Origin of the sequence: Novosphingobium sp. IK01 (assembly GCF_033242265.1) — a bacterium.
Taxonomy (GTDB): domain Bacteria; phylum Pseudomonadota; class Alphaproteobacteria; order Sphingomonadales; family Sphingomonadaceae; genus Novosphingobium; species Novosphingobium pituita.
This window is the reverse complement of record NZ_BTFW01000001.1, coordinates 1,579,023-1,600,514: the sequence shown is the minus strand read 5'-3', so window position 1 is coordinate 1,600,514 and position 21,492 is coordinate 1,579,023. Positions and strand designations below refer to the sequence as shown.

20 protein-coding genes are annotated in these 21,492 nt (G+C 69.3%); 13 read left to right on the top strand and 7 right to left on the bottom strand.

What is annotated here, in order from left to right:
* Positions 1 to 55: 55 nt before the first annotated feature.
* Genes SBI20_RS07425 through recO form a run of 3 tightly spaced genes read right to left on the bottom strand, consistent with a single transcriptional unit; the run spans position 56 to position 2,859 of the window.
* On the bottom strand, positions 56 to 1,180 hold the full coding sequence (locus SBI20_RS07425) for a glycosyltransferase (RefSeq protein ID WP_317974452.1): 1,125 nt from the start codon (positions 1,178 to 1,180) through the stop codon (positions 56 to 58).
* Positions 1,181 to 1,191: 11 nt separating this feature from the next.
* On the bottom strand, positions 1,192 to 2,247 hold the full coding sequence (gene leuB, locus SBI20_RS07420; RefSeq protein WP_317974451.1) for a 3-isopropylmalate dehydrogenase: 1,056 nt from the start codon (positions 2,245 to 2,247) through the stop codon (positions 1,192 to 1,194).
* 12 nt (positions 2,248 to 2,259) lie between these two features.
* Complete coding sequence (gene recO, locus SBI20_RS07415; RefSeq protein ID WP_317976071.1) at positions 2,260 to 2,859, bottom strand: DNA repair protein RecO; 600 nt, start codon at positions 2,857 to 2,859, stop codon at positions 2,260 to 2,262.
* Positions 2,860 to 3,058: 199 nt separating this feature from the next.
* Here recO and apaG point away from each other — a divergent pair, with 199 nt between their 5' ends.
* The 3 genes from apaG to SBI20_RS07400 all read left to right on the top strand — a co-directional run bounded on the left by apaG (position 3,059) and on the right by SBI20_RS07400 (position 6,612).
* Positions 3,059 to 3,457, top strand: coding sequence for a Co2+/Mg2+ efflux protein ApaG (apaG, locus tag SBI20_RS07410; RefSeq protein ID WP_317974450.1), 399 nt, complete (start codon positions 3,059 to 3,061; stop codon positions 3,455 to 3,457).
* Between the two features lie 23 nt (positions 3,458 to 3,480).
* A complete protein-coding gene (locus SBI20_RS07405) occupies positions 3,481 to 4,356 on the top strand; it encodes a LysR family transcriptional regulator (RefSeq protein ID WP_317974449.1) in 876 nt (291 codons plus the stop codon).
* Between the two features lie 81 nt (positions 4,357 to 4,437).
* Positions 4,438 to 6,612, top strand: coding sequence for a putative bifunctional diguanylate cyclase/phosphodiesterase (locus SBI20_RS07400; protein ID WP_317974448.1), 2,175 nt, complete (start codon positions 4,438 to 4,440; stop codon positions 6,610 to 6,612).
* A 61-nt stretch (positions 6,613 to 6,673) separates the two neighbouring features.
* On the opposite strand, the gene SBI20_RS07395 is transcribed toward SBI20_RS07400, so the two are convergent.
* Complete coding sequence (locus SBI20_RS07395) at positions 6,674 to 7,975, bottom strand: multidrug effflux MFS transporter (protein ID WP_317974447.1); 1,302 nt, start codon at positions 7,973 to 7,975, stop codon at positions 6,674 to 6,676.
* Between the two features lie 54 nt (positions 7,976 to 8,029).
* Between SBI20_RS07395 and dinB the strand changes: the two genes are divergently transcribed.
* On the top strand, positions 8,030 to 9,163 hold the full coding sequence (gene dinB, locus SBI20_RS07390; protein ID WP_317976070.1) for a DNA polymerase IV: 1,134 nt from the start codon (positions 8,030 to 8,032) through the stop codon (positions 9,161 to 9,163).
* Here dinB and SBI20_RS07385 read toward each other — a convergent pair.
* Positions 9,152 to 9,685, bottom strand: a complete 534-nt coding sequence (locus SBI20_RS07385; protein ID WP_317974446.1) for an NUDIX domain-containing protein — start codon at positions 9,683 to 9,685, stop codon at positions 9,152 to 9,154. The genes dinB and SBI20_RS07385 overlap by 12 nt on opposite strands.
* A 121-nt stretch (positions 9,686 to 9,806) precedes the next feature.
* On the opposite strand from SBI20_RS07385, the gene SBI20_RS07380 reads away from it, so the two are divergent.
* From SBI20_RS07380 to gspM, 7 genes are read left to right on the top strand one after another with little or no spacing between them, the layout of a single operon-like run.
* The gene (locus tag SBI20_RS07380) at positions 9,807 to 10,718 is read left to right on the top strand and encodes a type II secretion system protein N (protein WP_317974445.1); all 912 of its coding nucleotides are present in this window, start codon (positions 9,807 to 9,809) and stop codon (positions 10,716 to 10,718) included.
* Positions 10,715 to 13,051, top strand: a complete 2,337-nt coding sequence (gene gspD, locus SBI20_RS07375) for a type II secretion system secretin GspD (RefSeq protein WP_317974444.1) — start codon at positions 10,715 to 10,717, stop codon at positions 13,049 to 13,051. Before SBI20_RS07380 ends, gspD begins: the two co-directional genes overlap by 4 nt.
* The gene (locus tag SBI20_RS07370; RefSeq protein ID WP_411911504.1) at positions 13,048 to 14,577 is read left to right on the top strand and encodes a GspE/PulE family protein; all 1,530 of its coding nucleotides are present in this window, start codon (positions 13,048 to 13,050) and stop codon (positions 14,575 to 14,577) included. Before gspD ends, SBI20_RS07370 begins: the two co-directional genes overlap by 4 nt.
* Positions 14,577 to 15,821 carry a type II secretion system F family protein gene (locus SBI20_RS07365; RefSeq protein WP_317974443.1) on the top strand — a complete coding sequence of 415 codons (1,245 nt, stop codon included), beginning with the start codon at positions 14,577 to 14,579 and terminating at the stop codon, positions 15,819 to 15,821. The genes SBI20_RS07370 and SBI20_RS07365 overlap by 1 nt, the downstream gene beginning before the upstream one ends.
* A 14-nt stretch (positions 15,822 to 15,835) precedes the next feature.
* Positions 15,836 to 16,321, top strand: coding sequence for a type II secretion system major pseudopilin GspG (gene gspG / locus SBI20_RS07360; RefSeq protein WP_317974442.1), 486 nt, complete (start codon positions 15,836 to 15,838; stop codon positions 16,319 to 16,321).
* A gap of 6 nt (positions 16,322 to 16,327) precedes the next feature.
* The gene (locus SBI20_RS07355; protein ID WP_317974441.1) at positions 16,328 to 17,383 is read left to right on the top strand and encodes a type II secretion system protein L; all 1,056 of its coding nucleotides are present in this window, start codon (positions 16,328 to 16,330) and stop codon (positions 17,381 to 17,383) included.
* Positions 17,380 to 17,823 (top strand): type II secretion system protein GspM, encoded by a 444-nt coding sequence (gspM, locus tag SBI20_RS07350; protein ID WP_317974440.1) that lies wholly within the window; start codon positions 17,380 to 17,382, stop codon positions 17,821 to 17,823. Before SBI20_RS07355 ends, gspM begins: the two co-directional genes overlap by 4 nt.
* 65 nt (positions 17,824 to 17,888) lie before the next feature.
* Here gspM and SBI20_RS07345 read toward each other — a convergent pair whose 3' ends face one another.
* Positions 17,889 to 18,344: a Dps family protein gene (locus SBI20_RS07345; RefSeq protein ID WP_317974439.1), complete on the bottom strand. Its 456-nt coding sequence runs from the start codon at positions 18,342 to 18,344 to the stop codon at positions 17,889 to 17,891.
* A 99-nt stretch (positions 18,345 to 18,443) separates the two neighbouring features.
* Complete coding sequence (nhaA, locus tag SBI20_RS07340) at positions 18,444 to 19,622, bottom strand: Na+/H+ antiporter NhaA (RefSeq protein ID WP_317974438.1); 1,179 nt, start codon at positions 19,620 to 19,622, stop codon at positions 18,444 to 18,446.
* Positions 19,623 to 19,763: 141 nt separating this feature from the next.
* Here nhaA and SBI20_RS07335 point away from each other — a divergent pair, with 141 nt between their 5' ends.
* Positions 19,764 to 20,678: a sulfite exporter TauE/SafE family protein gene (locus SBI20_RS07335; RefSeq protein WP_317974437.1), complete on the top strand. Its 915-nt coding sequence runs from the start codon at positions 19,764 to 19,766 to the stop codon at positions 20,676 to 20,678.
* Between the two features lie 26 nt (positions 20,679 to 20,704).
* Positions 20,705 to 21,448, top strand: coding sequence for a TIGR02186 family protein (locus SBI20_RS07330; protein ID WP_317976068.1), 744 nt, complete (start codon positions 20,705 to 20,707; stop codon positions 21,446 to 21,448).
* Positions 21,449 to 21,492 lie beyond the last annotated feature (44 nt).

Below are 21,492 nucleotides of genomic sequence, written 5' to 3'. Positions count from 1 at the left end.
CGCGGGAACATCCAGCGCGGCCCTTTTGGCAAGAGGGGATGGGCGAAAAGGCCGATCAGCCGTACTTGCCCCAGACGAACTTGCTCGACAGGGCGAAGTTCCACACCGAGGCCAGCACGATGCCGATCAGCGCCGCCGAAATGGCGTGGAAGCCCACGCGCACGAGCGCGGTCGATACGCCGATATTGGCCAGCATGCCGAATGCGCAGGTCGCGGCGAACTTGATCCAGCCGCGCACCCACGGGAAGAACCCGCGCAGGCGCTTGTCGGCATACGTCAGTTCGTTGTTCAGCACGAAGTTGAAGGTCATCGCGGTGAGCGCGGCGACCGTCTGGCCGACGATGAACGCGGCTTCCTTGGGATAGTGGCTGATCGCGAAATCCGCCCCGAACAGGTGCAGGATCACCCAGAGCACGGACAGGTGCACCAGCGCGCCCAGTCCGCCCACGGTGCCGAACAGGGCAAAGCGGGTGGGGATGATGCGGCCGAGCCACTTGTCGTAAAGGCCGATGAGGAATTCAAACACGACAGTCCGGTCCAGTTTCGATTCGCCTTCGGCCCGCGCGGCGAAGTTCAGGGGAAATTCCTTCACCCGCAGCGGCGCGTCAACCGTGGCGAGAATGTCGAGCAGGATCTTGAAGCCCACGCCCGAAAGGCGGTGGGCATCGGCCCGCAGCACGGTGGCGGGCAGCATGAAGAACCCGCTCATCGGATCGCTGAGCTGAACCCCGGTCACCTTGCGGGCGATGGCATTGGCAAGCCCTGAGGCCTTGACGCGGTCGGGCCGCCCCCAGGCTTCGGTGCTGGCCCCTTCGGCAAAGCGCGAGGCATAGGCCACGTCGCATTCGCCGCTGGTGATCGCCTGGAGCATGAGCGGCAAAAGCGCCGGATCGTGCTGGTGGTCGCTGTCCATCACCGCCACGACGGGCGCGGAGGTGGCGCACATGCCCTCGATCGCCGCCGAGGCCAGGCCCCGGCGACCGATCCGTTCGATCACGCGCACGCGCGGATCGGCACGGCCGATGGCACGCGCCACATCGGCGGTGCCATCGGGGCTGTTGTCATCGACGAAGATCGCTTCCCAGGTGATTCCGGCAAGCGCCTTGTCGAGACGGTCGACCATCGAGGCGATGTTCCGGCTCTCGTTGTAGGTCGGCAAAATTACGGCAAGTTGCAACATGGGGCGCGCGCTTACAGGTTTGCGAGCACCGCGTCACCAATTTCCGCTGTTCCCGCGCTGCCGCCCAGGTCGCGGCCCAGCACGCCCGCGGACAGGGTCTTGGCAACGGCGGCCTCGATACGGTCGGCAGCTTCGCCAAGGCCGAGCGAATGACGCAGCAGCATGGCCGCCGAAAGGATCGTGGCCATCGGGTTGGCCAGGCCCTGTCCGGCAATGTCGGGCGCCGAGCCGTGGATCGGCTCGTAAAGGCCGAACGTGCCGAAGTCGGTCTGGCGTTCGCCCAGCGAGGCCGAGGCAAGCAGCCCGATCGAGCCCACGCACATGCTGGCTTGGTCCGAGAGGATGTCGCCGAACAGGTTGCCGGTCACCACCACGTCGAACTTGCCCGGCGCGCGCACGAGCTGCATCGCCGCGTTGTCGACATACATGTGTTCGAGGGTGACATCGGGATAGTCCTTGCTCACCTCGATCACCACGTCGCGCCAGAGCTGCGAGGTTTCGAGCACATTGGCCTTGTCGACCGAGCACAGGCGCTTGGCGCGGCCCTGCGCGGCCTGGAAGGCGACATGGGCGATGCGGCGTACTTCGCTCTCGCTGTACGACATGATGTCGTAGCCTTCGCGCTCGCCGGTGGCGGTCGTGCGGAAGCCCTTTTCGCCGAAATAGACGTCGCCGTTCAGTTCGCGCACGATCAGCAGGTTGATCGCACCGGCCACTTCGGGGCGCAGCGCCGAATGGTTTTCAAGGCCGGGGAAGACCCGCGCCGGGCGCAAGTTGGCGAACAGGGTCAGTTCCTTGCGCAGGCCCAGGATGGCCTGCTCGGGACGCAGGTGGCGTTCGAGCGCATCGCAATCGGGATCGCCGACCGCGCCGAACAGGATCGCGTCGCAGCCTTGCGCGAGGGCGAGCGTTTCGGGCGGAAGCGGATGACCGGTGGCCTTGTAGGCCGCGCCGCCCACGAGGGCCTCTTCCATGGCGATGCCAAGGTCCAGCGCCTCGATCACGCGGACCGCTTCACGGGTCACTTCCGGGCCGATGCCATCACCGGGCAAAACCGCAATCTTCATGTTCAGGCCTCTTCATTCCGATCCGATGCGTTTCAGCCGTTCCAGCAGAATCGCGCGGGCCGCCATAACATCGCGGCGCCGTTCGGCAAGCAGATGACGGGAAATCGCCTGTCCTTGTGTTTCAAGCCGGGCGAGCAGCGCGGCCCAGTCTTCCGCGTCGGGAGAAGCCGGCAGGCGGCCATACCCGGCCTCGCGCAAGAGCAGCCGCTCGTAGCCATCGAGCGCGCGTGTCCAGCCGCGCGCCGACGGGGCCAGGCAGATCGCGTCGAGCAGGGCGCCCAGCCCCTGATGAAGGGCGGGCAGCGGCAGGGCTTGCGGCAGGCTCGTGGCGGTGAGCGCGCAGGCCCAGGCGATCCCCGCGCTCGCCAGCGGTTCACCCAGCCACGGGCCCCGGCTGTGGACCAGCTCGATCCGCGCCGAGGGCAGCCGCCCGTCGCCGCGTGGCAGGATTTCGGCGGCCACGCGGTTGCCGGGGATCAGCACCGGGCGCATCGCCCGGCTGCGTGCGCCCGCGACATAGGCGGCCACCAGTCCGTGGTGGAGCGTCAGCAGGCGGACCACCGCGCCATGTTCGCCATGGGGCAGCACCGCGCAGACGATCTCGTCGGTCATCGTCGCAGCAGGATCGAGGGAGGAGGGGGCGGGATCGGGGGTGGCCATGGTCGGGCTGGCTGTGCCCTGCGCGGGGGCAGGCTGCAAGGCGCAGGGCCGGAAATCCCGCCTGCAAAAGCCCGCCGGTTCGGGTCACCGGTGCGGCGATGGGGCATTTCGGGCATTGGAAGCGCGCCGATTGTGGGGTAGTCTGTCCGCGATGAAGCAACTTTTCCAGCATGCCGCGATCACGCATGGGGTGGCCGTCCGGGTCGCGGTCAGCTTTTTGCCCGAACAGTCGCGGGTCAGCGCGGGCAAGTGGTTCTGGGTCTATCATGTTCGCATCGAGAACGACTCGCCCGAGGCGATCCAGCTCATCACCCGCCACTGGCGGATCACGGACGGTCAGGGCCATGTCAGCTTCGTCGATGGCGAAGGCGTGGTGGGCGAGCAGCCCCGGCTCGAACCGGGACAGTCGCACGACTATGTCTCGGGTTGTCCGCTCGGCACGCCCAACGGCAGCATGGAAGGCCACTATACCATGCGCCACGACGATGGCTCGCTGATCGATGTGGCCATTCCCTTCTTCCCGCTGGCCGCTCCGGCCCCGGCGAACTGATTTTTCCGCGAAAGGCCTGATCGATGAAGCGGACCCATCTCCCGCTCAACGGGTTGCGTGTGCTTGATGCCGCTGCCCGCCACCTCTCGTTTACCCGCGCCGCCGACGAACTGGCGGTGACGCCCGCCGCCGTGGGCCAGCAGATCCGCGCGCTCGAAGACCTGCTGGGCGTGGTGCTGTTCCGCCGCACGTCCAAGGGCCTCGAACTGACCGACGAGGCTGCTGCCGGGCTCGACGCCATCCGCGAGGGCTTCCTGCGCTTTGAAGAAGGCGTGCAGGCCATGCAGGCCGGGCAATCGAGCCATGTCTACACGATCGCCTGCCCGCGCGATTTCTTCGCCGCCTGGTTCAGCCAGCGCCTCGCCGATTTCCGGGCCCAGAACCCCGCGCTGCGCTTCTCGCTGGTGGGGGGCGATGGTGATATCGATTTCACCGAGGCCAATCTCGACCTCGCGGTGCGCTGGGCCGAGGGGCCGGGCGATCTGGAGGGCATTCCGCTCGGGGCTGCGCAAGTGGTGACCGTGGCAGCCCCCGGTTTTGTCGAGGCACCCTTGCAGGCTGGGGTACAGGCTGGCGGGCAGGCTGGCGGGGAAGAGGGCTCCAACAGCGCCGACGAAGGCGCGTGGATCGGCTGGCCGGGCGACCCGGCGCCTGCGGGCGAGGGGCGCGAGGTGGCCTTTTCGGTGGGCGATGCGGGCACCGCGATCAGCGCCGCCGCTGCCGGGCTGGGCAAGGCACGGGTGCCCTATCAACTGGCTGAATTTGCGCTTTCGACAGGCCGCGTGGTCGCGCTGGGCGCGGTGGAGAGCAGCCGTCGCGGCTATTGGCTGGTGGCCCCGCTGCCCCAGTGGCGGCAAAAGAAGGTCAAAGCTCTTGTGACAGCGCTTTCCGAAGTCTGACAATCGTTTAGATTGTAAAATGCGACAACCGGCACGGGCCCGAATACGAGCTGTTAACCGTGCCGGTCTTATGCCTTTCTGATGAAGCTCATCAGGAATATCCCTCAGGTCGATGACGTAGAAATCGAGGCTGGTGCCCCGGCCTCGACCGACGGGAAGAGCGACTGTGGGCCGTTCGGGGATGAGCCGTTCGGGAGTGAGTTGGGCGCAGCGCGCGCGCGGGGCCCGGCCTCCGCTTCGTCCGGGCGGTGGTGGAGCCTGCTGCCGCGCACGGTGTCGCGCGGCGTGGTCCGTGTTGCAGCAGCATTGGGGGGATCGTTCTGGCGCGGCCATCGTGGCGACATGATGGTGGCCGCCTATACCCATTCGCTATCGCGCCGCCTGCCGCTGCTGCTGCTGGTGCTGGCGCTGGGGATCGGGGTGGAAGCGGCCTGGTCGCTGGCCGTCGAATCCTGGCCGGTGCTGCTGGTCGGGCTGGGGCTGGCGGGCTTTGTCGCCCTGCGCGGATGGTACTGGCTGCCCGCCAATGTCGAGCGCCGCTCGCTGGCGCATCGCCGCCGCGATCTGGTCAGGCTGGGCAGAAAGGTGGGGCTCACGCTGCTGAGCGTGGTGATCTGGAGCCTCTTTCTCTATGTGGTGGGAACGCCCGCGCAGCGCGCGCTGGTGCAGATGCAACTGGCGATCCTGACGGTCGGGGGCATGCTGGGGCTGGCCCATGCGCCCACGGCGGCGTTGCGCGTGGCGCTGGTCGCCACGGTGCCGGCCTGTCTCGTCTATCTGGCCGTCGATGGCGTGGCGGCCTTGCCGGTCGTGGTGATGCTGCTGATCGTGAGCGGGACCATGCTGGTGATCGCGCTGGGCTATCATGCCGATTTCGTGGCGTTCGAACTCTCGCGCCAGCAACTCGTGCGGCGCGAGCGCATGGCCGCGCGGCTGGCCGCAGCCAATTTCGAGCAGGCCTCGCGCGATGCCCTGACCGGGGGGCTCAACCGCCGCGCGATCCTTGCGCGGGTGACCCACGAACTGGCGCGTCACAGGCCCGGCAAGGAAAAACTGCCCTGGCTGGCGCTGGCCGATCTCGACGGCTTCAAGCACATCAACGACACATATGGCCATGGCGCGGGCGACGATGTGCTGCGCGCGGTCTCGCAGCGGATCGGCGAACATGACGGCGTGCTGGCCCACGGGCGGCTGGGCGGCGACGAATTCGCGATCCTGCTCGACGGCGCATTCGGCAATGACGCGGTCATGGCTGCGGCGCAGGGCATTTCCCAGGCGATCCGCGAGCCGATCCGATACAACGGGGTGACCTTGCGCCTCCATGCCTCGATCGGCCTGCACCGGTTGAATTGCCGGACCGTGAGTGGCAACCTCGAACGCGCCGATGCCGCGCTCTACAAGGCCAAGAAGCGCGGGGATGGCGCGACCATGCTCTTTGGCGCTGTCGACGAGGTGGAATTGCAGCAGCGCACGGCGCTCACCCGCCTGTTCAACGACTGCCCGCTCGATACGCGTCTGCGTGTCCTCTACCAGCCGTTCTACGATATCGATGCGCGCAAGGTGGTCGGGTTCGAGGCTTTTTCCCGCTGGTCGCCCGATGGAGACATCTGGCTCGCGCCCGATGGGTTCATGGATCTGGCGCTGGCCACGGGGCGGACCGATGAACTGACCCGCGCGGTCATGGGACGGGTTCTGGATGAATGCGAGGCCCTGCGCGGGGCAGGGCCGGATGGCGTATCGGCGGGGGAGCCGCTCTCGCTGGCAATCAACCTGACCCCGCGCGACCTTGCCCGCGAGGGCATGGTCGAGACGCTCGCCCGGCAGGTCCGTGCCGCCGGGGGCGAGCCTTCGCGCTTCATCCTCGAATTCAGCGAGCGGGCCCTGCTCACCGATCCGCGCCGCACGCGCATCCAGCTCGAAGCCTTCCGCGAGGCGGGGTTCCGTCTGGCGCTCGACGATTTCGGCGCGGGGTGGACCAGCCTTGCGCAACTGCGCGACCTGCCGCTCGACGTGGTCAAGATCGATCGCGAGCTGTCGCGGGCGATCACCAGCGATCCGGGCGCACGGGCCATCGTCGGGGCGATCGTCGCGCTCGCCTGGCAACTGGGCATCGAGTGCATGATCGCCGGGGTCGAGGACGAAGCCCAGGTCGAGACGGCCCGCGCGCTGGGGATCAAGATGATGCAGGGCTATCACTTCGGACGGCCACAGCGGGTGCAGGACATTCTCGGGCCCGGCGGACGGGCTGTGGCCTGATAAACGCGGGCCCGCCGGTTAAGGGTATCCGTTCAGGGCAGCCGGTTCAGGGCCCGGCGGTTCAGTGCAGGTCCGGGGCGATGCGCGGGCTGCCCGGCGGGATCAGGCGGCGGAACAGCCTGCCCCGTTCGCTGTAGAGCACCAGCAGCATCGAGAAGACGCCGCATGTCAGGAAGGCCATGGCCAGCGGGCGGGCCGAACCGTCATAGGCTTGCCCGATCACGATCCCGATCAGCGAACCCACCAGCGTGCGCACGAACATCTGCATCGAACTGGCGGCACCGGCGATCCGTGCAAACGGTTGCAGCGCGATGGCGCTGAAATTGGCACCGATGAAGCCCATGGCGCAGATATTGGCAGCCAGGACCGGCATGAACCGCAACAGGGTCTGGTGGGGGCTGAACGCGAAATAGATTTGCACCAGGCTCAGCGTGATCCAGACCAGCAGCGCGCTCTGCGACACGCGCCGCGCGCCGAACCGCTCGACGATGCGCGCGTTGAAGAAGTTGGATAGCGAGAGCGAAAGCGCCGTGCCCCCGAAGATCAGCGGAAATGCACGGCCCGCGCCGAAATGCTCGGCCACCAGTTGCTGCGAGCAGTTCACATAGCCGATCATCGCCCCGAACACGAGCGCCGAGCCCAGCATGTAGCCGCTGGCCGAGCGTTCGAGCCCGGCCCTGATCATGTTGCGTGCGATGGTCATCGGCAGGATCGGCTGGCGATTGGCCGGATCGAGCGTCTCGGGCAGGCGCAGGAAGATCCACAAGCCCATGACCGCGCCCATCGTCGCCAGCACGCCGAAGATCCAGCGCCACCCGGCAAACAGCAGCACGAACTGGCCCACGCTGGGCGCCAGCATCGGCACGACCATGAACACCGTCGACACCGTCGAGAGCGTGCGCGCCATGCGATCCCCGGCAAAGCGGTCGCGCACGATGGCCGCGGGCAGCACCGCCACCCCCGCACTGGTCACCGCATGGAGCGCGCGCAGGGCCAGCAGGCTGTCGAAATCGGGCGCCAGCGCACAGCCGATGGCCAGCGCGACATAGAACCCGAGCGTGACCAGCAGCACGGGGCGGCGGCCATGGCGGTCGGCCAGCGCGCCCGGCACCAGCGCGCCCAGCCCGGCTGCGACAAGGAACACGCCGACGACCAGCTGGCGGCGATTGGGATCGGCCACGCCCAGATCGCGGGCGATCTGCCCCAGGCCGGGCAGCATGGCGTCGATGGCCAGGGCCTGAAGCGCCATGAGCATGGCCATCATGGCGATGAATTCGCGGCTGCCCAGCGGCGGGCGATGCCGACCGGTCTGATGGGGCAAAGCAGAGACCGGAGCCGTATCGGTTGAATTGTGGGATTGCATGCCCATTCTATAGGCAGGTGCCCGGCCCCGTTCCAAGGTTTTGTTGTGACTGTCCTGCCTCGTCCCGCCGGCCCGGAGGCCGATCATGGCGCGTTTGACGACGCGCAGGGCCTGCGCAAGGTCATCCATGTCGACATGGATGCCTTCTATGCCAGCGTCGAACAGCGCGATGATCCCTCGCTCAAGGGGCTGCCGGTGGCCGTGGGCGGGGCAGCCGGGCGCGGGGTGGTGGCCGCCGCCAGCTACGAGGCGCGGGTGTTTGGGGTGCGTTCGGCCATGCCGGGGGGCAGGGCGCGCGCGCTATGTCCCGATCTCGTGTTCCGTCCGCCGCGTTTCGAGGTCTATCGCGCCGTTTCGCAACAGATCCGCGCGATCTTCCTCGACTATACGCCCGATGTGGAGCCGCTCTCGCTCGACGAGGCCTATCTCGATGTCACGCGCGACTTGCGCGGGATCGGCTCAGCCACGCGGATTGCCGAACTGATCCGCCAGCGCATCCGGCACGATACAGGGCTGACGGCGAGCGCGGGGGTTTCCTACAACAAGTTCCTGGCCAAGCTGGCGAGCGACCAGAACAAGCCCGATGGCCTGTGCGTGATCCGTCCGGGCGAGGGCGCGGCCTTTGTCGCGCGCCTGCCGGTCGCGCGGTTTCACGGGGTCGGCCCGCGCGGGGCGGAGCGGATGAAGGCGCTGGGCATCGTGACGGGCGCCGATCTGCGGCGGCTCGATCTGGCGACCTTGCGCGCGCATTTCGGGGCGCAGGCCGACTATCTCTATCGCGCGGCGCGCGGGATCGACTTGCGCGCGGTGCGGGCGGACCGTCCGCGCAAGTCGGTCGGGGCCGAACGCACGTTCGAGCGCGACCTGTCGACCGGGCCGGTCCTGCGCGAGACCCTCGAAACGATCATCGACCTGGCCTGGGAGCGCATCGCGCGCGCCGATGTGCGCGGGCGCACGGTCACGCTCAAGCTGCGGCTCAGCGATTTTCAGGCGATGAGCCGCGCGCGCTCCAGCCCCGCCCCGATTGCCGACCGCGCGACCTTCGCCGCCCTTGCGCGCGAATTGCTCGATGGCCTGCTGCCACTGCCCCAGCCGATCCGGCTGATGGGGCTGATCCTGTCCGCGCTCGATGAACCGGGCGCCCCCGAAACCGCCGCGCCCGAGGGGCAGGGCCAATTACCGTTCTGATTTTGGGGGCTGGCTTTTCCAGCATTCCCCGTTTTTCCAGCGCGCAAGGTGGGCCGCGCTCCAGTCGGTGATCGCCTCGGGCAGGGCATCGAGCGGGAAGAACGCCGCATCGAGGATTTCACGCCCGTCCGCGCGGGGGCTGTCTGCGGTGGTGCCCCAGACGAGTTCGATCCGGTTGGTCCAGCCCCCGCGCGGCAGGTCGACTTGCGCGAAATGGGCGGCATTGGCGAGGCGGCACCCGGTTTCCTCGGCCAGTTCGCGCACGGCGGCCGCCACCGGATCTTCGCCCGAGGCCAGCCCGCCGCCCGGCAGCATCCACTTGTGGCTGGCATGATAGCTGTGGCGGACGAGCAGGACGCATGGGAGCCCCGCGTCGCCGGGCGCGTGCTGCACGGCGATAACCTGACACCCGCGCACCACGGCCCCCGTCCGCCGCCACCAGGCCAGCCGCACCCGGTGGGCAAGGCGCAGAACCCCGCGATGCAGGGCAGCAGGAAACAGGGCAGAAACGGGGTGGGCCATGACCCCATGCTAGGCGGCGCGCGCGGGGAGAGGAACCGAAATCGAGCCATCGCCGCGCGGCGCCCGACGGCCTTGGCGCTAGGCTTCAAAGGGCAATGGGAACGATGCGGGGGCGGCGATCATGGCGGGATTTGGCACCAGATGGGCCGGAGGGCGCGAGGGGGGACGGACTGATGGGCTGGCCGGTGAACTGGCCGGTGCTTTGGCCGGCCAGAACCTGCGCTGGGTCGAGACGATGCTGCTCGGCTGTGCCGGGGCCTTGCTGGGGATTCTGGGCTGGGTTCTGCTGGCGCCTGTCGGCAATGGCTCAGGGGGGGGCGCGGGGGAGAGCGGGCCTCTTGTGCTCGATGCCCCGGCGCGGGCGGCGCTGTTCGGGCAATTCGATCCATTTGCGCGCGATGGCGGTGGCGGCGCAGGCCCCTTGCCGCTCACTCTGCTCGGCACGCGGTCAGGGCCGGGCGGGGAAGGTGGCAGCGCCATCGTGGCCGGGCCCGATGGCGTGCAGAAGGTGGTCTTGCAGGGGGAAGAAGCCTTGCCCGGCCTGCGGCTGGTGCGGGTCGATTTCGACACGATCACCCTTTCGCGGGCCGGGGGACGGGTCACGCTGGCGATGAAGGCGGACGAGCCCGAGGGCGATGCCGCGAACGACAATGACCCTGCGGATGCGGGGGACCAGACTCCATCAGCAAAAGCTCCATCGGACAAGACACCATCGGAAAAGGCTCCCTCGCAACCGATTGGCACGCCCGTATCTTCGGGGCTCCATTTCGAGGCTGTCGGGCAGGGCGGGCGCGTGGTCGGCCTCGCGCCGCACCTCGCGCAGCAAGGGGGGGGCGCTGCGTTCGGCCTGCTCGCGGGAGACACGATTGTTGCCATCGAGGGGCGCGCGGTAAGCGGGGCGCAGGACGGCATCCGGCTGGCCGAGGCGCTGCGGGCCGGGCGGGCGCTGGGGGTGACGGTGCGGCGCGGGGGGCGCGACCTGCCGCTTTCGCTGGGGGCTGGCCCGCCCGAACTGGCGCGGGGTGTTCCTTGACAGGGGTTCTGGCCTCGATGCGCTGGGTCTGGAGCTGGGTGGGGCTGGTGGCACTGGCGCTGCCCGCTCCGGCTTTTGCGCAATATCGGCTCAATGTGCGCGAGGCCGATGTGCGGGCCTTCATCGCCGATGCGGCCGAAGTGACCGGGCGGACGTTCATCGTCGATGCGCGGGTGACCGGCAAGGTCAGCGTGGCGAGCGAGCGGGTGCTCAGCGCCTCGGAATATTTCGAGGTCTTTCTGGCGACCTTGCGCGCCAACGGGCTGGTCGCCGTGCCCACCGGCAATGGCGCGTTTCGCATCCAGCCGATGGAAGGCGCGGCAACTCAGCCGACCGCTCGGGGAATCTCGGCGCGTAACCAGATGGTGACCGAGGTGATCCGCCTGCGCGTGATCGACGTGGCGCAGGCGCTGGAGGCCTTGCGCCCGCTGGTGGGCAAGGATGGCGCGCTCACCGCCAACAGGACCGGCAATTCGCTGGTCGTCGTCGATTATGCCGACAATGTCGCGCGGCTGCGCGCGCTGGCGCGCCAGCTCGATCAGGACCGCGCCAGTTTCCTCACCATCGACCTTGCCCATCTGGGCGCGCGCGAGATGGCCACGGCGCTGGGCCAGTTGATCGCCAGCGGCGAGGGCGGGCGGGCCATGGCAACGGTTGTCCCGGTCGAAAGCGCCAATGCCGTGGCGCTGCGCGGCGAGCCGACCGTGCTGGCCGGGCTGGCGCAGATCGCGCGGCGGCTCGATGCGCAGGCGGGCGGCACGGGGGCGGGCGGCGCGATCCGCGTGCTCTGGCTCGAGCATGCCGATGCCGCGCTGCTGGTGCCGGTGCTCGAACGGCTGGCCGGGGGCAGCGGGGGCGAGGCCAGCGCGGGGTCGGCGGCGCCGGTTTCGTTGGGTGGGGTCAATGGGGGGGGATTGGCAGGCACCAGTATGGTGGGCAGCGCCGGAACGGGGGGCATGGCCGGGCCGGGGATGGGGGCCGGGCCATTTGGCAATCCTGCGCTCAGCAATCCTGCACTCAGTAATCCCTCGGGGGGAACGACCGGCAGTCTGGGCAGCGGGCCGATCCGGCTCGACGGCGGGCGCGGGAGCGTGACCATCACCCGCTATCCGGGGGCCAATGCGGTGATCATCGCGGGGCCGGCGGACGAGCAGCGGCGGCTGGCCGATCTCGTCCGCGCGCTCGACAGGCCGCAGCGGCAGGTCCTGGTCGAGGCCATCGTTGTCGAGGTGTCGGACGACGTGGCGCGGCGGCTGGGCGTGCAGATGATGATCGGGGGCAAGAACCAGCCCTTTGCGGTCACCAGCTTTTCCAACGGTGCGGCCAATATCCTCGATCTGGCGGGCGGGCTCTATGCCGACCGGCTCGACCAGACGACGACGGTGATCAACGGATCGACGGTGACGACCTCCACCAACTCCACGCTGGGCGACAGCTTGCGCAGCAATGCCGCGCAGGCTGCGCTTGCCGCGCGCGGGGGCATCGCGGGCTGGGCGACGGCGCTGGGCGGCACCGGCTTTTTCGGCGCGCTGATCGACGCGATCCATTCGGACAGCAATTCCAACGTGCTTTCCACCCCGCACATCGTGACGAACGACAACGTGCCCGCCTCGATCCTGTTCGGGAAGGAAATCCCTGTCGCCACGGGCGAGGCGCTGTCCGGCTCGCTGGCCGGGGCCTTCCGCACGATCCAGCGCCAGAACGTGGGGATCGAGCTGGACGTGACGCCCCAGATCAACGGCGGCAGCGCAGGGTTCGATGGCGGCGAAGGCGACGCGGGCGCGGTGCGGCTCGACTTGCGCCAGCAGGTCAGTTCTGTGGCCGGGCCGGTATCTTCGACCAACGGGGAACTGGTCGTGAACAAGCGCGAGATCCGCACGACCGTCACCGTCGGCGATGGCGAGATCGTGGCCCTGGGCGGGTTGCTCGACGACGCTGAGCGGCGCACGCTCGAAAAGATCCCCGTGCTGGGCGACATGCCGGTGCTGGGCGAACTGTTCCGCTCGCGCAGCAAGACCCATGTGAAGACCAACCTGATGGTCTTCATCCGCCCCACGATCCTGCGCGGCGGGCTGGACCGCGCGGCCCTGACCGCGCGGCGCATGGCTTCGGTGCGCGGGGCGCAGGTGCGCTTTGCGCCGGGGCGTGATCCCTCGATCGACGAACTCGTGGCCGACTATCTGGGGCCGGCCCATGCTGATCTGGCCCATGCCGGGTCGCCCGCGCCCGGCGATGTCCTGATCGCGCCGCCATCTGCGGCCTCTCCGGTGCCCCTTGCGCCGGGGTTGGCTCCGGGGCTGGCGCCCCCGCTGCCCGAGGAAAAACGGCCATGACGATGACGTTCCGCGTGGAAGCAGCCTCAGGCATGCCTGTCTGGCGCCCCGACTATGCTCTGGCGCGCGAGCGGGGGATTCTGGTCGAGGCGGAGGAAGCCAGCGGGCTGGCGCTGGTCCTGCGCGAGGATGCCAATGCGCTTTGCCTGCTCGATGTGCGGCGGCTGGCCGGGCCGATTGCCTCGTGGCGGCGGGTTTCGGGTCCGGTGTTCGAGGCGCTGCTGGCGGAGACTTATGTTGAGGGGGTGCGCGGCGCGCAAGTGGCGGCGGCGGATGCCCTGTTGCAGGAAGAGTTGCAGGATGGCGGGCCTGCCGGGCTGGACTTGCCGAGCGCGGAAGACCTGCTGGGCAGTGCTGATGACGCGCCCGTCATCCGCCTGATCAATGGCCTGCTGGCCGAAGGGCTGCGGCAGGGGGCGTCTGACATTCATCTGGAGCCCTATGAACAGGCGCTCGTCGTGCGGTTGCGGCGCGATGGGCAACTGGCCGAATTGCTGCGCCTGCCTGCCCATGTTGCGCCGCTCGTGGCCAGCCGGATCAAGGTCATGGCGCGGCTCGACATTGCCGAGCGGCGCCTGCCGCAGGACGGGCGCATGGCGCTCGATCTGGCCGGACGGCTGGTCGATGTGCGCGTGTCGACCCTGCCCAGCCGGGCGGGCGAGCGGGTCGTGCTGCGCCTGCTCGACAAGGCGCGGGCAGGTATCGGGCTTTCTTCGCTGGGGCTCGATGGCGCGGCAGAAAGCGTGCTGCGGCAGGCATTGGCCCAGCCCAACGGCATCGTGCTGGTCACCGGGCCGACCGGATCGGGCAAGACGACGACGCTCTATGCCGCGCTCGGCCTGCTGGGCGACGGGACGCGCAATATCCTCACTGTCGAAGACCCGGTCGAATATGCGGTCGAGGGGGTGGGGCAGACACAGGTGAACCCGCGTCTGGGGCTGACCTTTGCGGCGGGCCTGCGGGCGATCTTGCGGCAGGACCCCGATGTGGTGATGGTCGGCGAAATCCGCGATGCGGAGACGGCGCAGATCGCGGTTCAGGCCGCGCTAACCGGGCATCTCGTGCTGGCGACGGTCCATACCAACGATGCGGCGGGCGCGGTCACGCGGCTGCGGGACATGGGGGTGGAGCCGTTCCTGCTGGCGGCGACCTTGCGCGCGGTGATCGCGCAGCGGCTGCTGCGGCGCCTTTGCCCCGATTGCGCGCGCGAAGAGCCGCTGGACATGCGGCTTGCCGCCATTCTCGGGCTGGAGCCCGGCGCGATGGTGCGGCGCGCGCAAGGGTGCGCGGACTGCGGGCAGAGCGGCCATGCCGGGCGGATCGGGGTCTACGAGGCCTTGCGGGTGGACGAAGGCCTGCGGCGGCTGATCCATGACGAGGCGGACGAGGCGCGGCTGGCCGACCATGCCTTTGCCCATGCCCCGCGTCTGGCCGATGCGGCGCGCGCGCTGGTTGTGGGTGGGGCCAAAGGTGGGATTGTTGGCGCCGAGGAAGCCGCGCGCATCTTGCGGCAGGAGCAGGGCTGATGCGGGCTGAACGCTTTGCCTTTCGCGCGGTCGATCGCGGCGGGCGCCTGCGCGAGGGGCAGATGACCGCCGATGGTGCGGGACAGGTCAACGAACAACTGGCGGCGCGGGGTTGGGAGGTCTTGCAGGTGGCCCCGGTGGATGCGGCGAGCGGGGGCGAGAAGGGCAGCGCGAAAGGTGGGGGAGAGGCCGATGAGCGCCGTCTGCTGCGCCTTTCGCTGCGCCAGCGGGCCCTGTTCACGCGGCAACTGGCGGCGCTGGCGGCGGTCTGCCCGCTGGAGGAAGCCTTGCGCACGATGGCGCGGCAGGCGCAGCATCCGCGCGAGCGTGCAGTGGTGGGCCGGGTCCATGCCGGGGTCTGCGAGGGGCTGACCCTGGCCGAGGCGATGAAGCGGGCCGGGCGCGCCTTTCCAACGGTTTATCGCGCGATGATCGCGGCGGGCGAGAACGCGGGGCGCTTGCCGCTGATCGCCGGGCGGCTGGCCGACCTGACCGACCGGCAGGCCCATGTGCGCGGGCGGCTGGGGGCGGCGCTGGCCTATCCGGCGGCGCTGTGCCTCGTGGCGCTGGGGGTGGTGACCGGGCTGATGGTGGCGGTGGTGCCGCGCGTGGTCGAGCAGTTCGACGCGGCCAGTCGGCAATTGCCGTGGCTGACGCGGGTGGTCATCGCGCTGTCCAATGGTCTGGCCGCGTGGGGCTGGCTTTTCGGGCTGCTGGTGGTTCTGGCCGGGTTTGGTCTTGTGCGGGGGCTGGGCTGGCCGCCGTTTCGTGCGCGCTTCGATGCGGGCTTGTTGCGCGTGCCGCTGCTGGGATCGCTCTGGCGCGATGCACAGGCCGCGGCGCTGGCGCGGACGCTGGCGACGATGATCGAGGCGCAATTGCCCTTGCTCGACGGCTTGCGGCTGGCGGCGGGAACGGCGGTCAACACCGTCCACCGCCGCGCGCTGATCGATGTGGCGGGCGGGGTGCGCGAGGGGGGCTCGCTGGCCGGAGGGCTGGCGCAGGCCGGGGTCTTTCCGCCATTGCTGGTGGCCATGGCCGCCAGTGGCGAGGCTTCGGGCCAGCTCGGCCCCTTGCTGACGAGCGCCGCCGACGCGCTCGACCGCGCGTTCGAGGCCACCTGCGCGACTGCGCTGGCCTTGCTCGAACCGGCGATCATCGTGGTGATGGGGGCGCTCGTGGCGCTGATCATCCTCTCGATCCTGCTGCCGATCCTGCAACTGCAAACCCTGACCGGACCTTGATGCTCATGGCGCAAATGGCTTCTTTCCCCCCTGTTTCTTCCCGCACCGCTGCGCGTGTCGTGCGCAATGGCTTCAGCCTTGTCGAACTGATGGTGGTGATCTTCATCCTCGGGCTTTTGACCACGGTGGTGCTGATCAATGTCCTGCCCAGCCAGGACAAGGCCATGGCGGTCAAGGCGCGCAGCGACATCGCCACGCTCGAACAGGCGCTGGAGATGTTCCGCCTTGATCAGGGGGCCTATCCGAGCGCCGTGCAAGGGCTGGCCGCGCTGCGCGTGGCGCCCGCCGATCTGGCCGTGCCCGAGGCCTTCAGGCAGGGCGGCTATATCAAGGACTTGCCCATGGACCCCTGGGGGCGGGCCTATCTCTATCGCGTGCCGGGCGAAGGGGGCGCGCCTTATGCGCTGCTGTCGCTGGGGGCCGATGGCCAGCCGGGGGGAACGGGGCGCGATGCCGATATCGGCTCGGGACCGGCATCTGTGCCTACGGGGGGGCATTGAGCGGTCATGGCCGGGCTGGCCCTGCTTCTGGGGGAGGATGGGCCCGTGGCGGCGTGGCGTGTTGTGGATGGCAGGGCGCAGGGGCTCGATCTGGCCGATATGGTGGATGTGTCAGGGCGCGTCGTCGCGCTGGTGCCGCCCGATGCGCTGCCGGTGCGGATTGTGCGAGGGGCTCCGGGGGCGACGCCGGTGCAGGCCGTGGCGGCGGCGCGGCTGTCGGCGCAAGTCTGGGCCGAGGGGGATGGGGTGGTCGCGGCCCTGTTGGATGAAACGCGGGTCATGGTGGCGACGCCGGGGGCCGGGCAGGTGGCGGGCTGGCAGGGGCAGGTGCGCGCGGCGCTGGGGCGCGAGGCTGATGCGCTGGTGCCCGCCGGGCTGATCCTGCCCGAGCCGCCAGAAGGCGGGGTGAGCCGGGGAAAGATCGGCCCGCTCGTGCTGGTGCGCGGGGAGGCGGCCCTGTTTGCCGGGGAGGCGGCCTTGTGGGACGCGCTGGTGCCTGAAGGGGGCGCGGTGCTGGACTGCGACGGGGCGGCCCTGGCGCAGGGGGTGGCGGCGTGTCATGCCGCGCCGCCGTTCGATCTGGCCGGGGATGCGCCTGCGGCCGGGTCGATGCGGCGGCTGGCCCTGTTGGCGGGGCTGGTCGGGGCGCTGGTTCTGGCCTTGCCACTGGCGCAAGCGGGGCGCTGGAAGTTCGATGTCTGGCGGGCCGAAGCGGCGGCGCTGGCGCGGGTGCGGGCGCGGTTTCCGCAAGTGGCCGATTTTGCCGGGGCACAGGCGCTGGTCGCGCGCGAGCGGGCCGCGCGGCAGGCCGGGGCCATGGGCTGGGCGCCGGTGAGCGCGGCCTTGTGGCGGGCCTTGCGGGCGAGCCCCGGCGTGCGGCTGGCCGCGCTCGGCCACGACGAGGATGGCACCCTGCATGTGACATTGGGGGCAGGTTCGGCGGCGCCGATTGATGCGGTGATGCTGGCCTTGCAGCGCGATGGCTGGCGCCTCGCGCCGCCGCCCGCGCCGGTGCAGCAGGGGGGCGAGGTGCTGGCGACGATCACGGTGCTGGCGCCATGACGGGGCTTCTTGACTGGTTTCGGGGCCTGAGCGGGCGCGAGCGGCGGCTGGTCGTGGTGGCGGCCGTACTGGGGCTGGCGGTCGTGCTGGTGGAGGGCGTGGGGGTGCCGCTGGCGGGGCTCTGGCAGGACGCGCGGGCCGACCATGACGCGCGGCTGGCCCAGGCCGCGCGGCTGGTGCGCCAGCTTGATGAACTGGGGCCTCCCTCGCGCGGGCGCCCTGCGCCGCTGGCCGGGCTGGTGGCGCAAGGGGCCGGGCTGGTGATCGAGCCGCTGGCGGGTGGAGGCGGGCAGGCACGGATCGTGCGCGGCAGCGGGGCGAGCGCGGCGGTGCTGGGCTGGCTGGAAGGCTTGCCGGGGCGCGGCTGGGTGGTGCGGCGGCTGGTTCTGGCGCCCCTTGGCGAGGGGACGATCAGCTTCGAGGCGACCCTGGCTTCCTGATGCACGCCCGGATGCACGAAAGCCCGCCCCTTGCGGGACGGGCTTTTCGCGGCGGGATCAGGCGATCAGGCGAGGATCTGGGTGAGGAACCAGACGCGCTGTTCGGCCTGGTCGGTCCAGTCGTCCGACATGCCTTCGGTGGCGTTGTCGCCCGCTTCGGTGGCGGCGGCCTTGACCGCGCGGATCGTCTCGACGAGCGCGGCGTTGTCGTCGCGCAGCGCCTTGACCATGGCGAGCGCATCGACGCCGGTGCGGTCGTCGTCCTTGATCGAGGTCTTGGCGGCCACCGCGCCGATCGAGGTGAGCGTATTGCCCCCGTTCTTGCGCACGCGTTCGCCCACGATGTCGGTCAGGGCAAAGATTTCGGCGGCCTGTTCATCGAACAGCAGGTGCAGGTCGCGGAACTGAGGCCCGGCCACGTGCCAGTGGAAGTTCTTGGTCTTGAGGTAGAGCGCGAAGTAATCGGCCAGAAGACCGTTCAGGCTGTCGATCAGTGCCTTCTTTGCATTGTCGCCCGACATGGCAACTTCCTTTCATGTGAGTGGCGTTGTGAAGGTCATACGCCAGAACAGGCTGAAAGTTTCATGACAATAGAGGGATAGTTTGATCGCTTTTGTCGATCAGTCCTGAGGGCGCGGGGCCAGCCGCAACACGAGCGCCCCGGCCAGCGCCGAAAGCAGCGAACCACCCAGAATGCCCAGCTTGGCTTCCTCGACGAGCAGCGGGCTGCCCGGAAAGGCCAGTTCGGTGATGAACAGGCTCATCGTGAAGCCGATCCCGCACAAGAGCGCCATGCCCCAGATATGAAGCGGGCCGGCGCCCTTGGGGCGCGGGGCGATGCCCAGCCGGTCGGCCCCCAGAACGGCCGCGAGCACGCCCAGTTGCTTGCCCACGAACAGCCCGCCCGCAATCGCCAGCGGCAGGGGGGCAAACACGGCTCCCAACCCCATCTGGCCCAGTTCGACCCCGGCATTGGCCATGCCGAACAGGGGGACCACGAAAAAGCCGTTGACCGGCACCAGCGCGTGTTCGAGGCGCAGGAGCGGGCTGTCGCCATGGGCATCGAGCTTCATCGGCACGCACAGCGCCGCCAGCACGCCCGCCACCGTGGCGTGAACGCCCGAGTGCAGCACGCACAGCCACAGCGCGAGCGCCAGCAGCCCATAAGGCGCGATCCGCGAAACCCCCGCGCGGTTGCACGCGACGAGCGCGGCCAGAACCGCCAGCGCGCCGCCCAGCCAGCCCCAGGCCACGCCTTGCGTGTAGAACAGCGCGATCACCACCACCGCGCCCAGATCGTCGACCACCGCGACCGTGAGCAGGAACAGGCGGATCGAGGGCGGCACGTGGCCCCCGACCAGCGCGAGCACGCCCATGGCAAAGGCGATGTCGGTCGCCGCCGGAATGGCCCAGCCGCGCGCGAGGCCGGGATGGCCTTGCGCGAGGATGAGATAGACGAGCGCCGGGGTGGCCATGCCCGCGAGCGCGGCCAGCACCGGCAAGCGCCGCCGCCGCGGATCGGCCAGCGCGCCGTGGACGACCTCGCGCTTGATTTCGAGACCCACGACGAAGAAGAACAGCGCCATCAGCCCGTCGTTGATCCACGCATGCGCCGTGCCGAGCCGGGGGACCGGGGTGAACGGCAGGGCGGCGTGGAACAGCCCATGCCAGCCGTGTTGCAGCGGCGAATTGGCGAGCGCGATGGCCAGCGCGGCGCACGCGACCAGCAGCAGGCCGGGCGTGGCTTCATGGCGCAGAACCCGCCGGAGGGCCGTGGGCTTGCGGTGAGGCGTGGTCATGATGGTCCCGTTTCAGATTTTTTCCAGCCGGGCCGTTGTGGCAGGGGGGGAATCGGGCGTCAAACCAAGGTGGGGCGGGTCTGGCGTTTTTGCGTGTCGGGCCTGTTTCCTCGGGCCGCACAAGGCGCTAGGCAAGGGGGGATGGATGTCTATCTTCCTATTGCCAATCTGGCGGTCAACGGGCTGGTGATTGTCGGCCTCGGGGCCCTGACCGGTCTTCTTTCGGGCATGTTTGGCGTGGGCGGCGGGTTTCTGACCACGCCGCTGCTGATCTTCTATGGGGTGCCGCCCACGGTGGCGGCGGCCTCGGCGGCCAGTCAGGTGACCGGGGCGAGCGTTTCGGGGGCCTTTGCCCATGCCCGGCGCGGGGGGATCGATTATCACATGGGCGCCGTGCTGGTGGCGGGCGGCGTGCTGGGAACGGGGATCGGGGCCTTGCTGTTCCGCCTGCTTCAGGCGCTCGGGCAGATCGATACGGTCATCAACATCCTCTATGTCGTGCTGCTGGGCGGGATCGGCGGGCTGATGGCCCACGAGAGCATCACGGCCCTGCGCGCGAGCCGCAACGGCGCGGCGCGGCCCGCGCGGCGGCGGCGGCATCATCCGCTGGTGGCCAGCCTGCCCTTGCGCTGGCGGTTCTATCGCTCGGGGCTCTATATCTCGCCGCTCGCGCCGCTGCTGCTGGGCATGGCCACGGGTATCCTCACGATGCTGATGGGGATCGGCGGCGGGTTCATCCTCGTGCCGGCCATGCTCTACATTCTGGGCATGGGGGTGAACGTGGTGGTGGGGACATCGCTGTTCCAGATCCTGTTCGTGACCATGGCGACGACGATGATGCATGCGCTGACCACCCATGCGGTCGATATCGTGCTGGCCGGGCTCTTGCTGATCGGGTCGGTTTCGGGCGCGCAAGTGGGGGCGCAATTTGCCCAGAAGGCCAAGCCCGAGCAGTTGCGCCTGATTCTGGCGATCATCGTGCTGGGGGTGGCGCTGCGCATGGCGCTGGGGCTGGGCTATCGGCCCGACGAGATCTATTCGGTGGTGCCCCTGTGACGGTCTCCCTGAAGCGGTATTGGGCCATGGCGCTCGGCCCGCTCTGGCTGATGGCGGGCGGGGCACGGGCGCCGATCCTCGTGCCCGAAATCTCGCAGCATCAGGTCGAGGTCCGGCAGGGGTTCACCGGGGCCGACCTGCTGCTCTACGGGGCGATCCTCGACCCGGCGGGCACGCGCGCGGCGCAGGATTACGATATCGTGGTCGTGCTCAAGGGGCCGGTCCAGTCGATCGTGCTGCGCGAAAAGAGCAAGGTGGCGGGCATCTGGGTCAATGCGGCGAGCACGCAGTTCCGCTCGGCCCCCAGTTTCTTTGCACTGGCCAGTTCGCGCCCGGTGCGCGACATCGTGGATGAGAAGACCGCCGCGATCTACGAACTGGGGCTCGACAAGCTGCAACTCTCGCCGATCGGGGTGATCGACCCGGCCTTGCAGCATCGCTTTTCGGCTGGCCTTGTCGACCTGATGGCGCGACAGGGCCTTTATCGCGAAGACGGACATGGCGTGGCGATCAGCGGGCAGGTGCTCTATTCGGCGCGCATCGCGCTGCCCTCGCAGGTTCGCACGGGAACCTATACGGCTGAAACTTTTGCCATTCGTCAGGGCCGGGTGATCACCTCGGCGGTGACCCGCGTCGATGTGACCAAGCAGGGGTTCGAGCGCTTCGTGGCCGAGCAGGCCGCCGGAAACGGGCTGCTTTATGGCCTGTTTGCGGTGTTTGTCTCGGTCGGCATGGGCTGGCTGGCGGGGCGCCTGTTCGCACTGGTCTGAGGCGTTCCAGCGCGTGCCAGATTGGTGCGTCTTAGCATGATCTT